This is a genomic window from uncultured Sphingomonas sp., assembly GCF_913062585.1.
Lineage (GTDB): Bacteria > Pseudomonadota > Alphaproteobacteria > Sphingomonadales > Sphingomonadaceae > Sphingomonas.
Genome location: NZ_CAJXWX010000011.1, coordinates 99,862 through 114,757, shown reverse-complemented (window position 1 = coordinate 114,757; position 14,896 = coordinate 99,862). Strand labels below are relative to the sequence as shown.

General features: G+C 66.8%; 10 protein-coding genes. 5 read left to right on the top strand and 5 right to left on the bottom strand.

Going from position 1 to position 14,896, the window contains the following annotated elements; genetic code table 11:
• Together QZ546_RS09565 and QZ546_RS09560 are read left to right on the top strand one after the other, a co-directional pair.
• On the top strand, window positions 1-1,360 hold a 1,360-nt coding region (locus QZ546_RS09565; RefSeq protein WP_294236513.1), incomplete at its 5' end, for a pitrilysin family protein.
• Between the two features lie 218 nt (window positions 1,361-1,578).
• Entirely contained in the window at window positions 1,579-2,670 is a 1,092-nt protein-coding gene (locus QZ546_RS09560) for a cell wall hydrolase (protein WP_294236512.1), read from the top strand.
• On the opposite strand, the gene QZ546_RS09555 is transcribed toward QZ546_RS09560, so the two are convergent.
• The 4 genes from QZ546_RS09555 to uvrA form a co-directional block, all read right to left on the bottom strand.
• Window positions 2,658-2,981 (bottom strand): hypothetical protein, encoded by a 324-nt coding sequence (locus tag QZ546_RS09555; protein ID WP_294236511.1) that lies wholly within the window; start codon window positions 2,979-2,981, stop codon window positions 2,658-2,660. The two genes, QZ546_RS09560 and QZ546_RS09555, sit on opposite strands and share 13 nt — an antisense overlap.
• Window positions 2,982-3,122: 141 nt before the next feature.
• Complete coding sequence (locus QZ546_RS09550; protein ID WP_294236509.1) at window positions 3,123-3,443, bottom strand: hypothetical protein; 321 nt, start codon at window positions 3,441-3,443, stop codon at window positions 3,123-3,125.
• Between the two features lie 47 nt (window positions 3,444-3,490).
• Entirely contained in the window at window positions 3,491-3,901 is a 411-nt protein-coding gene (locus QZ546_RS09545) for a glycine zipper 2TM domain-containing protein (protein WP_294236507.1), read from the bottom strand.
• A gap of 467 nt (window positions 3,902-4,368) precedes the next feature.
• The gene (uvrA, locus tag QZ546_RS09540; protein WP_294236505.1) at window positions 4,369-7,269 is read right to left on the bottom strand and encodes an excinuclease ABC subunit UvrA; all 2,901 of its coding nucleotides are present in this window, start codon (window positions 7,267-7,269) and stop codon (window positions 4,369-4,371) included.
• 191 nt (window positions 7,270-7,460) lie between these two features.
• Between uvrA and QZ546_RS09535 the strand changes: the two genes are divergently transcribed.
• From QZ546_RS09535 to QZ546_RS09525, 3 genes are all read left to right on the top strand, one after another.
• Window positions 7,461-8,969 (top strand): peptidase S10, encoded by a 1,509-nt coding sequence (locus QZ546_RS09535; RefSeq protein WP_294236502.1) that lies wholly within the window; start codon window positions 7,461-7,463, stop codon window positions 8,967-8,969.
• Window positions 8,970-9,172: 203 nt separating this feature from the next.
• Window positions 9,173-12,493, top strand: a complete 3,321-nt coding sequence (locus QZ546_RS09530) for a DNA methyltransferase (protein ID WP_294236500.1) — start codon at window positions 9,173-9,175, stop codon at window positions 12,491-12,493.
• 52 nt (window positions 12,494-12,545) lie between these two features.
• Window positions 12,546-13,742 (top strand): Xaa-Pro peptidase family protein, encoded by a 1,197-nt coding sequence (locus QZ546_RS09525; protein WP_294236498.1) that lies wholly within the window; start codon window positions 12,546-12,548, stop codon window positions 13,740-13,742.
• A 124-nt stretch (window positions 13,743-13,866) separates the two neighbouring features.
• Here QZ546_RS09525 and QZ546_RS09520 read toward each other — a convergent pair whose 3' ends face one another.
• Entirely contained in the window at window positions 13,867-14,880 is a 1,014-nt protein-coding gene (locus tag QZ546_RS09520; RefSeq protein ID WP_294236496.1) for a 4-hydroxyproline epimerase, read from the bottom strand.
• Window positions 14,881-14,896: the final 16 nt, after the last annotated feature.

Here is a 14,896-nt window from a genome sequence, read left to right as displayed (position 1 = left end):
CGCCCCCGGCGCACCCATCGCCCCCACCCTGCCGCAACCGGTGGTCGCGACACTGGCCAACGGCCTGCGCGTGGTGACGGTCGAGCGACACGAGCTGCCGCTGGTCACCGCCTCGCTCGTCTCGCTCGGCGGCGCGGCGACCGATCCGGTGGGCAAGGCGGGGGCCAGCAGCCTGTCCGCCGACCTGATGACCAAGGGCACGACGACGCGCTCGGCGACCGAGATCGCCCGCGCCGTCGAAAGCCTGGGCGGCTCGATCACGGCTGGGGCATCGGATGACGGCGCCACCATCGACCTGACCGTACCCTCCGCCCAGGCCGACACCGCCATGACCATCCTGGCCGATGTCGCGACGCATCCCGCCTTCGCCCAGGCCGAGATCGACCGCGCGCGCACCCAGGCGATCGACAGCCTGAACGTCGCGATGAAGAACCCGGCGCAGCTTTCGGCGATGGTCGCCGACCGCGTGGTCTATGGCGCCCGCGCCTATGGCCAGCCGCTGTCGGGCACCCCCGCCTCGCTGAAGGCACTGACCCGCGCCGACCTGACCGCGGCCTATGCACGCAACTGGAAGCCGGGTCAGGCGACCCTGTTGTTCGTCGGCGACGTCACCCCCGCCCAGGCGCGGGCTCTGGCCGAGCGCCATCTGGGGAGCTGGCGTGTCGCCGGGGCGGCGGCGGCGGCGGTCAAGGCGGCGGAGCCCGCTTTCCCTGCCCCGCGCGTCATCGTCGTCGACATGCCCGATGCCGGGCAGGCGGGCGTCGTCGTCGCACGGTCGGGCATCCGCCGCGCCGATGATCGCTATTACCCGCTGGCGGTCGCGAACACGGTGCTCGGCGGCGGTTTCTCGTCGCGGCTCAACCAGGAAATCCGCATCAAGCGCGGTCTCGCTTATGGCGCGGGCAGCGCGGTGCAGGCCGGGCGCGACATCGGCATGATCTCCGCGCGCACCCAGACCAAGAACCCCTCGGCCGCCGAGGTGGTCGGGCTGATCGACGCCGAAATGACCAAACTTGGCACCGCACCCGTGCCGCAGGACGAACTCGCGACCCGCCAGGCGGTGCTGATCGGCGGTTTCGGCCGGACGATCGAGACGACGGACGGCATCGCCGACATCCTCGCCAACTACACGCTGCAAGGCGTGCCGCTGGACGAACTCAGCCGCTACATCCCGCGCGTGCAGGCGGTCGATTCGGCCGCGGTCCAGTCCGCCTCGGCCGCGCTGCTCGATCCCAAGGCGGCGAGCATCATCGTGGTCGGCGACGCCAAGCAGTTCTTGCCCGCGCTGAAGGCCCAGCATCTCGATGTCGAGGTGATCCCGGCCGCCGAGGTCGATCTGGACACGCCGAAGCTGCGCTAACGGGTCGACTTCCACGATCGCATCTTCTGGCCCTCTCCCCTGGACAGGGGAGAGGGGCGAGGGAGCAAAATTTGTTTCCTTGAATGTCGATCCGTCCGCCCTCCTCCCCGAGCACCGCTTGGGGAACAAACAGGTCGACGGCGCGAAATCCTTAACCCTGTCGGATATAAGGATTTGAGCGACCGGGATTTGGCACAGGGCTGAGCAACACATTGCGGGTGGCGAAGCGGACGGTACGGCGGATGATACAGGGCTGGCTGGTGCTGGTCGCTCTGTTGCTGGCGCTCGGCCTGATATTCGCTGCTCGGGGGGCGTGGCATCGCACGCCTCGGATCGCCGGCACCACCGGAACATCGCCGTCGCCCGTCGCCGACGCCGGACAGCGGAATCCCCGCTCCGCCCCCGACATGTTACCCGCCATAGACGGCAGCACGGGCACGGTCGCTCTTCCCACATTGCCGATCCCGCCGGGTGCCACGCTGTCGGACAGCGGCGTCGTCGCGGCACCGCCCTTTCGCTGGGGCCGGGCCAGCGCGACCGACAAGGCGCGCGCCATGCAGTGCCTGACCGCTGCCCTCTATTACGAGGCCAGCGGCGAAAGCGTGGACGGACAACGTGCTGTGGCGCAGGTCGTGCTCAATCGCACACGGCATCCCGCCTTTCCCGGCACCGTCTGCGGCGTGGTCTATCAGGGCATGGAGCGGGCGCATTGCCAGTTCAGCTTCGTGTGCGACGGCGCGCTGTCACGCCCGCCCGCCATATCCGGCTGGTCGCGCGCGGCCCGGATCGCCGCCGCGGCGCTGTCGGGCGGCGTCTATGCGCCCGTGGGGCTGGCCACCCATTATCACACCTATGCCGTCACCCCTGCCTGGAACCGGGCGATGGTGATGACCGACATGGTCGGCGCGCATCTGTTCCATCGCTGGAAAGGCTATTGGGGCACGGCGGCGGCGATGAATCGGGTCTATGCCGGCGGGGAGGTGTTGCCCATTTTGGTCCCACCTCCGAAACCGGACGCGGTCGCCCAGGCTGGCGAGGATGGCGGCGCCCTGCCGCCTGTCTCGGCGACCCTACCCGTTCCGCCGGTCCCCATGACGTCCAACACCGCCACGCCACCGGGTACGACGCGCACGCCGCAAACCAAGGCGTCAACCACACCAACAGGCGTGACAGGCATCACCGAGACGCTGGCGCGCTCGGGCGAGATCCTGGACAAATGGAAGGATAGCGGCCGCCCGATCGAGCGGCCCGACAGACCGCGCCCAGAGGAACCGGGCGCGGCCGTGATAGGGTCGGGTCAGCGACGATAGTTGCGGTCGTGCTTCTCGAAGCGGACCTGGCGGCTCAACATCGCATAGCGACGATCCAGGTCATTGCGCTCGGAGACGCTCAACCCGCCACCCGAACGGCGATAGCGATATTCGAGCTGGTTCAATCCGCGCAGCTCGCCCTGCAGCCGCACCGCCTCGCGCCGATTGAGCGCGCCCGAGCGGACACCCTGGTCGATCCGCGCCTGCAACTGGCCCTGGCGCTGGGCGATCGGGGTCCAGCGCTGCGCATCGGCGACCGTCGGAACGGCGATGGTGGCGATCCCCATACCGGCAAGAATCATGGCCTTCATGATGATACTCCCATAGATAAGCGGGCGAATACTGGCCCGATCGGCAATATGGGGGCGGTCTATCCCAGAGCCATCCCAGCACCATGACGGAATTGTCACCAAGTGTCGCAAATCCAATGGGTTCGTTCATCTTGGACGGGGTCAGGCGGTGCCGGCGAGTTCCTGGATCCGGGCGACAATGGCCTCTTCCAGTCGGTAGATGTCGGTCAGCGCCGCGACGGGGTGGCGGGTCTCCACCTTGCCCGCAAAGGTGCCGACATAGCGCGTCGTCGGGCTGTTGCAGTGCAGCCGAGCGAGGAACTTGAAGGGCATGACCAGCGCGGTCTTCGCCGCCTCGTCAGTCAGCGGTAGTTCGCGGCGCTGTGGAATCCGCTTTTCCAGTTCGGCCAGCTTCGTCGCAATCCTCCTGTTTCCCCGGCACAGGGTAAGCGAGGCGGTCGCGAAAAGGCCGGCCAGTCGCATCCGAAACGGAGACGACCGACCGGCCCTTTCTCAGTCAGCGCGGGGGGTTACCGGCAGCGGACGTTGTTCCGCTCGATCGCGCGCCCCGCCAGCGCGCCACCGGCAGCGCCCAGCAGCGTGCCCAGCGTCTGCGACCCGCCCGAGGTGATCGCCGCGCCCAGCGCACCGCCCGCGATACCGCCGACGATCAGGCCGGTGGTGCCGTCGTTGCGGCGGCAATAATAGCGGCCGTCCTGCCCGACATAGACACGGTCGTTATTGCCCAGCCGACGTTCGCGATACCGGTTGTTGTCGACATAATAGCGGTCGGCGTAATAGCCGCCATAAGCGGGATCGGGCCGGTCATAGTCATAGGCATAGCGCGGGCCGCCATAGCCCCCGCCCAAACCGCCGCCATAGGTCGAGCAACCCGAAACCAGCGTCGCGGCCGCTACCAGGCCGAGTGTCAGTGCACGCATTACATCCTCCCTCATGGGTGATGCGGGGTAATCGCGTGGGCTGGGGAAAGGTTGCGATAGGTTAAGTCGGTTTTGCGGGGGAGTGGCGCGGGGTTTCCTGTCGCATGTCGGGACGTGCACTTCGACTTCGCTCAGTGCGAACGGCTTGAGTGGCCAGGGCCATTCCCATCCCCCACAATCCGTTCAGCCTGAGCGAAGTCGAAGGCCAAGGGAAAACCCGTCCCACTCCCAGGACGTCAAAGACGGTCTCAGCCGGACAAGATGCTCACGCAAGTCATGCGTCGATCCGTGCAACTATCCCCTACCATCCCGGCGCAGGCCGGAATCCAGTTAGGCGGACGTCGATGAGTTGCCTTACGCGTCCCGCAACTGGACCCCGGCCTCCGCCGGGGTGGTGTGGAAAGAAACAAGCAGCAAGTTGCCCCTTCCCCATAACAGCATCGTTCCCCTCCCAATACCGGGGAAGACTACTCAGCCGCCTGCGCCTGCCCCTTGTCGAGCAGCGGCTTCAGATACTTCCCCGTAAAGCTGCGCGGTTCAGCCGCCACAACTTCCGGCGTGCCGACCGCGACGATCTCGCCGCCCTTCACGCCGCCTTCGGGGCCGAGATCGACGATCCAGTCGGCGGTCTTGATGACGTCCAGATTATGTTCGATCACCACCACCGTATTGCCTTGCTCGACCAGCGCATGGAGCACTTCGAGCAGCTTGCGGACGTCCTCGAAATGCAGCCCCGTGGTCGGCTCGTCGAGGATGTAGAGCGTGTTGCCCGTCGCCCGGCGTGACAATTCCTTGGCCAGCTTCACCCGCTGCGCCTCGCCGCCCGACAGGGTGGTCGCCTGCTGGCCGACCTTCACGTAACCCAGCCCGACTTCGACCAGCATCGCCATCTTGTCGCGGATCGGCGGCACCGCCTGGAAGAATTCGGCGGCGTCCTCGACCGTCATGTCGAGCACATCGGCGATCGAGTGGCCCTTGAACTTCACCTCCAGCGTCTCGCGATTGTAGCGCGCGCCGTGGCACACGTCGCAGGTCACATAGACGTCGGGCAGGAAGTGCATCTCGATCTTGAGCACGCCGTCACCCTGGCACGCTTCGCACCGGCCGCCCTTGACGTTGAACGAGAAACGCCCGGGCTTGTACCCCCGCGCCTGCGCCTCGGGCAGCCCCGCAAACCAGTCGCGAATCTGGGTGAAGGCGCCCGTATAGGTCGCCGGGTTCGACCGGGGCGTGCGGCCGATCGGCGACTGGTCGATGTCGATCACCTTGTCGAGATGCTCGAGGCCCGTGATCTTCTCATGCTTGCCCGCCAGGATACGCGCGCCGTTCAGCGTGCGCGCCGCGGCAGCGTAAAGCGTGTCGATAGTGAAACTCGACTTGCCCGACCCCGACACGCCGGTGATGCAGGTGAAGGTGCCCAGCGGAATGCTCGCCGTCACGCCCTGGAGGTTGTTGGCGGTCGCCTTGTGCACGGTCAGCTTCTTGCCCGAACCCTTGCGGCGCTTGGCCGGGACCGCGACCTCACGCGTGCCGTTGAGGTAATCGGCGGTCACGCTGGTCTTGGACTTGAGCAATTGCTTCAGCGTGCCGTGCGCGACGATCTGGCCGCCATGCACGCCCGCGCCCGGCCCCATATCGATGACATAGTCGGCGGTGCGGATGGCGTCCTCGTCATGCTCGACCACCAGCACGGTGTTGCCCAGGTCGCGCAACCGCCGCAGCGTCGCGAGCAGCATATCGTTGTCGCGCTGGTGAAGCCCGATCGACGGCTCGTCCAGCACGTACAGCACGCCCGACAGGCCCGAGCCGATCTGCGACGCCAGGCGAATGCGCTGGCTCTCGCCGCCCGACAGCGTGCCGCTGGTCCGGTCCAGATTCAGGTAATCCAGACCGACATTGTTGAGGAAGCCCAGCCGCTCGACGATCTCCTTCAGGATCGGCTGCGCGATGGCGCGCTGCTGGTCGGTCAGATGCTCCGGCAGGCCGGTGAAGAAGGCCAGCGCATCGACCACCGACAAACGGGTCGCGTAAGAGATGTCCTTCATGGCGATCTTGACCGCCAAAGCCTCGGGCTTCAGCCGCGCGCCGTGGCAGACTTCGCAGGGCTGCGACGACTGATAATTGGCCAGTTCCTCGCGCATCCAGGCGCTCTCGGTCTGGAGCATCCGGCGGTTGAGATTGCCGATCACGCCCTCGAACGGCTTCTTCACATCGTACGACTTCTTGCCGTCGATGAAGGTCAGCGTGACCGCCTTGCCCTTGGTCCCGTACAGAATCGCGTCGCGGACCTTGTCCTCCAGGTCCTTCCACGGCGTCTCCAGCGAAAAGCCGAACTCGCGCGCAAGGCTACCGAGCACCTGCATATAGTAGGGGCTGGGCGGGTTGGACTTGGCCCAGGGCACGACCGCGCCCTTCTTGATCGACAGTTCGTGATTGGGGACGACCAGATCCTCGTCGAAGATCAGCTTCTCGCCCAGGCCGTCACAGGCCGGACACGCCCCCTGCGGCGCGTTGAACGAGAAGAGGCGCGGCTCGATCTCCGAAATGGTGAAGCCGGAGATCGGACAGGCGAACTTCTCGGAGAAGACGATGCGTCCGTCAGGCGCATTGTCGCCCAGCACGGCGGATTTGGGCGTGTGCGGCTCGACCGGATCGGCGGGATCGACATAGGCCAGCCCGTCCGCCAGCTTCAGCGCAGTCTCGAAACTGTCGGCCAAGCGCGTCGCGATGTCCTCGCGCACCACCAGGCGGTCGACCACCACCTCAATGTCGTGCTTGAACTTCTTGTCTAGCGCGGGGGCTTCCTCGATCTCGTAGAGCTGGCCGTCGATGCGGACGCGGGTGAAGCCCGCCTTCTGCCACTCGGCCATTTCCTTGCGATACTCGCCCTTGCGGCCGCGCACGACGGGAGCGAGCAGGTACAGGCGCGTACCCTCGGGCAGCGTCATCACCCGGTCGACCATCTGGCTGACCGTCTGCGCCGCGATCGGCTCGCCGGTGGCGGGGCTATAGGGAATGCCGACACGCGCCCAGAGCAGGCGCATATAGTCGTAGATTTCGGTGACGGTCGCCACGGTCGAGCGCGGGTTGCGGCTGGTCGTCTTCTGCTCGATCGAGATGGCGGGCGACAGCCCCTCGATATGGTCGACGTCCGGCTTCTGCATCATCTCCAGGAACTGGCGCGCATAGGCCGACAGCGACTCGACGTAACGGCGCTGCCCCTCGGCATAGATGGTGTCGAACGCGAGCGAAGACTTGCCCGACCCCGACAGGCCGGTGATCACCGTCAGCGTGTCACGGGGAATGTCGATATCGACATCCTTGAGGTTATGCTCGCGCGCGCCGCGGACGGAAATCTTGGTCAGCATAGGGCGGGTTCTACTTCTGTTCCGGAATAAATGCCAGAGGCGAGATAGGAAGCGCGGCCCTCACTTTCGAGAGCCGAGACTTGCGGTAACGTGCGGCAATCGCCCATGATCCCCGCCGGAGCACGGGGATTGCACTTCTCGGCGGCTCCATGTGATATAGTATCACATCCTGTTCGTGGAGACCTTCCATCTTGTCGAAGACCCTGCACCTGTCCGCGCTGTTGCTGCTTGCCGCCGGTACGACCCCGGCGCTCGCGCAAAAGGCGGAAAAGACCGAAACGAAGACGACGACCACCGAGAAGAAGGACGACGAGAGCAAGCTGCCGCCGCTGCCCGCCGACAAGACGATCACGCAGAGCGCGCGGATCGGCGGCCGGGTGGTCACCTACAAGGCGACGATCGGCAAGATCGCGGTGCGCGACGACAAGGGCAAGGAGATCGGGCAGGTCGTCTATACCGCCTATACCGTGCCCGGCGGCGATGTGCGGCGGCCGGTGACCTTCGCGTTCAATGGCGGGCCGGGTGCGTCCTCGGTTTATCTGAACATGGGCGCGGTGGGACCCAAGCGGGTGCCGTTCGGCGCGCAAGGCGATGCCCCCTCCGACGCGCCGGTCACGACCGACAATCCGAACAGCTGGCTGGACTTCACCGACCTGGTCTTCATCGACCCGATCGGCACCGGCTTCAGCCGCAGCCTGGTGGACGAGGCGGAGACGAAGAAGGCCTTCTACGCCAACGATCCCGACATCAAGTACCTGTCCAAGGTCGTCTATGACTGGCTGGTCAAGGAAGGGCGGCTGCGCTCGCCGAAATATATCATGGGTGAAAGCTATGGCGGCTACCGCGCGCCGCGCATCGCCTATGAGCTTCAGTCGCAGATCGGCGTCGGGGTGAACGGGCTGGTGATGGTGTCGCCCTATCTCGACCCGGCCTCGGGCGATGACGCGACCGCGCTGTCGCCCCTGCCATGGATGATCGACCTGCCCTCGATGGCCGCCGCGCAGCTGGAGCGGCAGGGCAAGCTCAACGCCGAGTCGATGGCGAGCGTCGAGGCCTATGCGCGCGGCGATTACTTACGCGATCTGATGCGCGGACGGTCGGATACGCAGGCGGTCGACCGTCTGGTGACGCGGGTGTCCGAGCTGACCGGGCTCGACCCCGCCTTGGTCCGCAAGCTAGGCGGACGGGTCGATACGCGGACCTATCTGCGCGAGATCCACCGCAATGATTCGACGATCGGCAGCATCTACGACTCCAACGTCACCGCCTTCGACCCCTTCCCCTGGTCGTCGCAGCAGCGCTCCAACGACCCGCTGCTCGACTCGCTGATCGCGCCGACGACCAGCGCGATGGTCGATTTCGTGACGCGCGAAGTGGGCTGGAAGACCGACGCCCGCTATCACGCGCTGTCCTATGAGGTGAACAGCGCCTGGGATCGCGGCAAGCCCGACGACACCCCCGTCACCGACCTGCGCAAGGCGATCGCCAACGACCCGAAGATGAAGGTGATGATCGTGCATGGCTGGGACGACCTGTCCTGCCCGTTCTTCGCCTCGCGACTGATCGTTGACCAGATGCCGAGCTACGGCGTGGCGCAGCGGGTGAAGCTGAACGTCTATCCGGGCGGGCATATGTTCTATAGCCGGACGGATAGTGGTGCTGCGTTCCGGCGGGATGCGATGGCGATGTATGGGGGATAACTTCCCTCTCCGCATCGGACTAATTCCCCACAGCCGTTCACGCTGAGCGAAGTCGAAGCGCACGCCCGGCGGTTTCCGGATTCCCTTGGCCTTCGACTTCGCTCAGGCGGAACGGAGATGGGGAGACTGAGCAGAAACGACCGCAACTTCGCTTTGACCAATCGAAATCCTCCCGATGATCCCCATCGGGAGGATTTCAACTTATGGCGAGCCCGGCGGCGATCGAGGCGTTCATCGGACGCTGGCAGGCATGCGAAGGCGGGGCCGAGCGCGCCAATTATGCGCTGTTCCTGACCGAGCTGTGCGCGATCATCGGCGTCGCCCCGCCCGATCCCGCCCACGCAACCAGCAACCGCAACGACTATGTCTTCGAGCGCGCGGTCGTTCTACCGGGCGAAGAGGAGGACCGGCGCGGGCGGATCGACCTCTACAAGCGCGGCTGTTTCGTACTGGAGGCCAAGCAGAGCCGCGAAGGGCTCGGCGCGAAATCGCTGGCCGCCGCAGGGCCGATGCTACCCGGCCTGCTTCCCGACGAGCCCGGCGCCGCACCCCGGTCGCGGCAATGGGATATCCTGATGCGCCGCGCGCGCGAACAGGCCGAGCAATATGCCCGCGCCCTGCCGGTAGAGCATGGCTGGCCGCCCTTCCTGATCGTGGTCGATGTCGGCCGGGTGATCGAGCTGTTCGCCGACTTTTCCGGCCAGGGGAAACATTACAAGCAATTCCCCGACCGCGCCCGGTTCCGCATCACGCTGGACGATCTGCGCCGTGAAGAAGTACGCCAGCGCCTCGCAGCAATCTGGGAAGCACCGCTCTCGCTCGATCCCACCCGCCATGCCGCCGCCGTCACCCGCGACGTGGCGGCGCGCCTCGCTAGCATCTCCAAATTGCTGGAGGAGCGCGGCCATGATGCGGAGGGCGTCGCGCTGTTCCTGATGCGCTGCCTGTTCACCATGTTCGCCGAGCATAGCGGGCTGCTGCCCGCCGGGGGGTTCGTCACGCTGTTGTCGGATGCGCGCGAGCGGCCCGATGCCTTTGTGCCGTGGATCGAGGATCTGTGGCATTCGATGGATCGGGGTGGCGAGGCAAACGTGCTGCGCTGTGCGGTGCGGCGGTTCAATGGCGGGCTGTTCCATACCGCCGACGCCCTGCCGCTCAATCGCGAGGAAATCGGCGAGCTGCTCGCCGCTGCTCGGCGCGACTGGCGCGATGTCGAGCCCGCGATTTTCGGCACGCTGCTCGAACAGGCGCTCGACCCCGATCAGCGGCGGCGGCTGGGCGCGCATTACACGCCGCGTGCCTATGTCGAGCGACTGGTGACGGCGACCGTCATGGAGCCGCTGCGCGACGCCTGGGCGCAGGTACTGAGCGCGGTCGAGGCCGAGCGCCCCGGCAATCCCCGCGCCGCCGTGCAGCGGGTGCGCGACTTCCACCACCGGCTGGCCACGACGCGCGTGCTCGACCCCGCCTGCGGCACCGGCAATTTCCTCTATGTCACGCTGGAGCTGATGAAGCGGCTGGAGGGTGAGGTACTGGAGGTACTGGCCGAGCTGTCTGGCGAGGAGATCCTGCACTTCGATACCGAGACGGTGCATCCGCGCAATTTCCACGGGATCGAGGTCAATGCCCGCGCCGCCGCCATCGCGCAGCTGGTGCTGTGGCTGGGCTATATCCGGTGGCAGCTGCGCAATGGCGGGCAGGTGTCCGACCCGGTGCTGGAGGATGTCCAGTCGATCGTGACGCAGGACGCGCTGCTCACCCCCTCGGGCACGAAGGCATCCTGGCCCGAGGTGGAGTTCATCGTCGGCAACCCGCCCTTTATCGGCGGCAAGGACCTGCGCGGACGGCTTCCCGAGGGCATGGCCGAGGCACTGTGGCGCGCCTACCCCAAGATGCCGCGCGCCGCCGACTATGTCCTCTATTGGTGGGACCGGGCGGCGCAGGCTTTGGCGGTCAAAGGCTCGCCGTTGATCCGGTTCGGTTTCGTGACGACCAATTCGATCACCCAGACCTTTGGCCGCCGCGTCATCGCACGCGCGATCGAGAGCCCTGTGCCGCTGTCCATCCTGCTGGCGATCCCCGATCATCCCTGGACCAAGGCGACACCCGACGCCGCGATGGTGCGGATCGCGATGACCGTAGTCGGGCGCGGCAAGGTCGAGGGGCGCCGTCTGCGGATCGCGGGGGAGAACGGGCTGGATAGCGACACGCCTGCGATCCGGTTCATCGAGACGGTCGGGCGGATCAATGCCGATCTGTCGGTGGGGGCGAATGTCGGAAGCGCCCAGCACCTGCTGGCCAATGCGTGGCTCTGTTCGCGCGGCGTGTCGCTGCACGGCGCGGGTTTCATCGTGTCACCGGCGGAGGCAGAATTGCTCGGGCTGGGGCGTCGCGAAGGGCTGGAGATGCATATCCGCCCCTATTGCCATGGCCGCGATCTGACCGCCCGGACGCGTGGGGCGATGGTCATCGACCTGCTGGGCCTGTCCGAAGCCGAGGTGCGGCAGCGCTTTCCCGAAGTCTATGGCCATTTGCTGCGCAGCGTGAAGCCCGAGCGGGACGGCAACGCCCGCGCCACCTACCGCAACCAATGGTGGCTGTTCGGCGAACCACGCCGCGAATTGCGCCCGGCGCTGGAGGGCCTGTCACGCTACATTGCGACGGTGGAGACGGCCAAGCATCGGCTGTTCCAGTTCCTGGATGCCGCTACGCTGCCCGATAACAAGCTGATCTGCATCGCCGCATCCGACGCCTGGATACTGGGCGTTCTCCATTCCTCGGTGCACGAGGCTTGGTATCTGGCCAATGCCGGGATGCTCGGCGTTTATGACCAGCCCGCCGTTTACGTGAAGACGACGAGTTTCGATCCCTTCCCATTCCCGGAGATGGATGAAACAATACGGGCGGCCATCGCCGACCTGGCGGAGGAACTCGACGCCACCCGCAAGCGCATCCTGGCCGAGGTGCCCGACCTGACCCTCACCGGCCTCTACAATCTGCGCGCCAAGCTCATGACCGGCACAGCCTTGTCCGACGAAGAGGAAGACTTGCGCCGGGCCGGATCGGTCGACCTGATCGCGCGGTTGCATGACCAGATCGATGCCGCCGTCATCGCCGCCTATGGTTGGCCCGCGGGGCTCGCCGCGCCGGCGATGGTCGAGCGGCTGGTCGTGCTCAACGCCCAGCGCCGGGCCGAGGAACGCGGCGGCCGGGTCCAGTGGCTCCGCCCCGATTTCCAGAGCCGCCGCGCGGGCGCGACGCCGCTCGCCCCGACCGAACGCGCGCTGCCGCTGGCCGAGCCCGCCGGCGCCAAGCCCCAATTCCCCCGCGATCTGGGCGGACGGATCGCCAGCATCTTCGCGCTGCTGGCCACCGATCGCGCATTGACGGCAACCGCTATCGCCCAGCATTTCGCGCAAGGCCGCCAGGTCGAGCGCGCGGTCGTCGCCGCGCTAACAGGCGCGGTGCGGCTGGGTTACGTGGCGCAAGGGCCCGACGGCTATCGCCTGCGCCGGGTGGCGTGAGGCGGCCAACCGCGCTAGAGGCTCCGACCGTATACGAAATGGAGCAAGTGAGATGGCAGGGATGATCGGCGGATCGACGGCGGAGCGCGAACTGGCGAGCCTGTCGCTCTGGGCGAACCCCGCCCCCGTCATCACCGCCGAGGAACGCGCCCGCCGCATGGACCGCGCGCGCGAATTGATGGGCCAGATGGGGGCCGACGCGATCCTGATCGGCGCGGGCGCGAGCCTGCGCTATTTCACCGGCGTCGCCTGGGGCGCGACCGAGCGGCTGGTCGCGATGCTGCTGCCGGTCAGCGGCGATCCGATCTTTATCTGCCCGGCCTTCGAGCTGGGATCGTTCGAGGCCAGCCTGTCCATCCCCGCCACCGACATCCGCCTGTGGGAAGAGGATGAAAGCCCCTCCGCGCTGGTCGCGGATGCCCTGGGCGCGGCGAAGACGCTCGCCATCGACCCGGCGCTGGCGTTCCTGTTCGTCGACCGCATCCGCCAGGCCGCGCCGGGCGTGACGTTGGTCAGCGGTGCGCCCGTGGTCGATGGCTGTCGTTCGATCAAGTCGCCCGCCGAGATCGCGCTGATGCAACAGGCGATGGACATGACGCTGGAGGTCCATCGCCGCGCCGCCCGCATCCTGCACGAAGGCATTCGCGCGTCCGAGGTGATCCGCTTCATCGACCAGGCGCACCGGGCACTGGGCGCATCCATCGGCAATTATTTCTGCGCGGTGCAGTTCGGCAGGTCGACGGCCTTCCCCCATGGCCTGCCGCAGGACGATGTACTGCGCGACGGCGACGTGGTGCTGGTCGATACCGGCACGCTGATCGACGGCTATCACAGCGACATCACCCGGACCTATGCGTTCGGCGAGGTCGGTGACGAGGTCCGCCGCATCTGGGACATCGAGAAGGAAGCCCAAGCCGCCGCCTTCGCCGCCGTCCGGCCGGGCGAACCGTGCGAAGCGGTCGATTACGCCGCCCGCGCCGTGCTGGAGCGCGCAGGGCTGGGCCCCGACTATCGCCTGCCGGGGCTGCCGCACCGGACCGGCCATGGCATCGGCCTGTCGATCCACGAGCCCGCCTATCTGGTGCGCGGCGACAAAACGCCGCTGACGCCGGGCATGTGCTTTTCCAACGAGCCGATGATCGTGGTACCCGACCGCTTCGGCGTACGGCTCGAGGATCACTTCTATGTGACCGAGACGGGCGCGGCCTGGTTCACCGAGCCGCAGCCTGCGATCGACGATCTGGGTTGAACCTACCGGCAACCTCCCCGGCGAAGGCCGGGGTCCAGTTGCCACCACGCCTGTGGCACGCGACGCGGTGCCCTTCAGAGGGTGCCGCAACTGGACCCCGGCCTCCGCAGGGCTGGATCGAAGGTCACACCACGGTGAACCCGGCCCAGAACGGGTCCTCTCGGTCGATCCAGATCGTGTTGTAGCCGGTCGCGATCGCCGAGCCCTGGATCGACGGCACGATCGCCGCCTGTCCGCCCAGCTCCGTCGCTTCCTCGACCCGGCCGATAAAGCGGCTGCGGATATAGCTTTCATGAACGAAGCGGTCGCCGACGCTCAACCGCCCCTTGGCCGCCAGATGCGCCAGCCGCGCCGAGGTGCCGGTGCCGCACGGAGACCGGTCGATCGCCCGCTCACCATAAAAGACCGCGTTGCGCCCATCGGCGTCCTCGGCCGACGGCTTGTCCGCCCAGAGCACATGGCTGACCCCCCGGATCGAGGGTTCGAGCGGATGGACCGGCTCGAACTTTTCGCGCACCAGTTCGCGGATCATGCGGCTGAGTTCGACCAGCCTCGACGCGCCCAGATCGTCCAGCCCGGTATAGGCGCCCTGCGGCTCGACGATGGCGTAGTAATTGCCGCCATAAGCGACATCCAGCGTCAGCGGGCCGAAGCCCGGCACGTCGATGTGAATGCCCTCGGCGGCCAGATAGGCGGGCACGTTGCGGATGCGGACGGCGGTGACCTTCGCGCCTTGCTTCTCATATTCGATATGGATGGTGCCGGCGGGCACCTCGACCTTCAGCTTGCCGGGCTCGCGCGGGGTGATGAGGCCGTTTTCCAGGCCGAAGGTGATCATGCCGATCGTGCCATGCCCGCACATGGGCAGGCAGCCGCTGGTCTCGATAAACAGGATCGCGGCGTCGCTGTCCGGCTCGCAGGGCGGATAGAGGAAGCCGCCCGACATCATGTCGTGCCCGCGCGGCTCGAAGCACAGGCCGGTGCGGATCCAGTCGAACCGCTCCAGGAAATCCAGCCGCCGCTCGGCCATGCTGGACCCGCGCAACAGCGGCGCGCCGCCCGCGACGAGACGGACGGGATTGCCCGCGGTGTGGCCGTCGATGCAGAAAAAGGTATGGCGGATCGTGGGTGACGTCATCGGGATTCCCTTGCTG

Bases quoted from the DNA above. Each gene is read 5' to 3' on its own strand.
- QZ546_RS09555 (WP_294236511.1), bottom strand. From the start codon at position 2,981: ATGAAGGCCATGATTCTTGCCGGTATGGGGATCGCCACCATCGCCGTT.
- QZ546_RS09550 (WP_294236509.1), bottom strand. From the start codon at position 3,443: ATGCGACTGGCCGGCCTTTTCGCGACCGCCTCGCTTACCCTGTGCCGG.
- QZ546_RS09545 (WP_294236507.1), bottom strand. From the start codon at position 3,901: ATGCGTGCACTGACACTCGGCCTGGTAGCGGCCGCGACGCTGGTTTCG.
- uvrA (WP_294236505.1), bottom strand. From the start codon at position 7,269: ATGCTGACCAAGATTTCCGTCCGCGGCGCGCGCGAGCATAACCTCAAG.
- QZ546_RS09530 (WP_294236500.1), top strand. From the start codon at position 9,173: ATGGCGAGCCCGGCGGCGATCGAGGCGTTCATCGGACGCTGGCAGGCA.
- QZ546_RS09525 (WP_294236498.1), top strand. From the start codon at position 12,546: ATGGCAGGGATGATCGGCGGATCGACGGCGGAGCGCGAACTGGCGAGC.
- QZ546_RS09520 (WP_294236496.1), bottom strand. From the start codon at position 14,880: ATGACGTCACCCACGATCCGCCATACCTTTTTCTGCATCGACGGCCAC.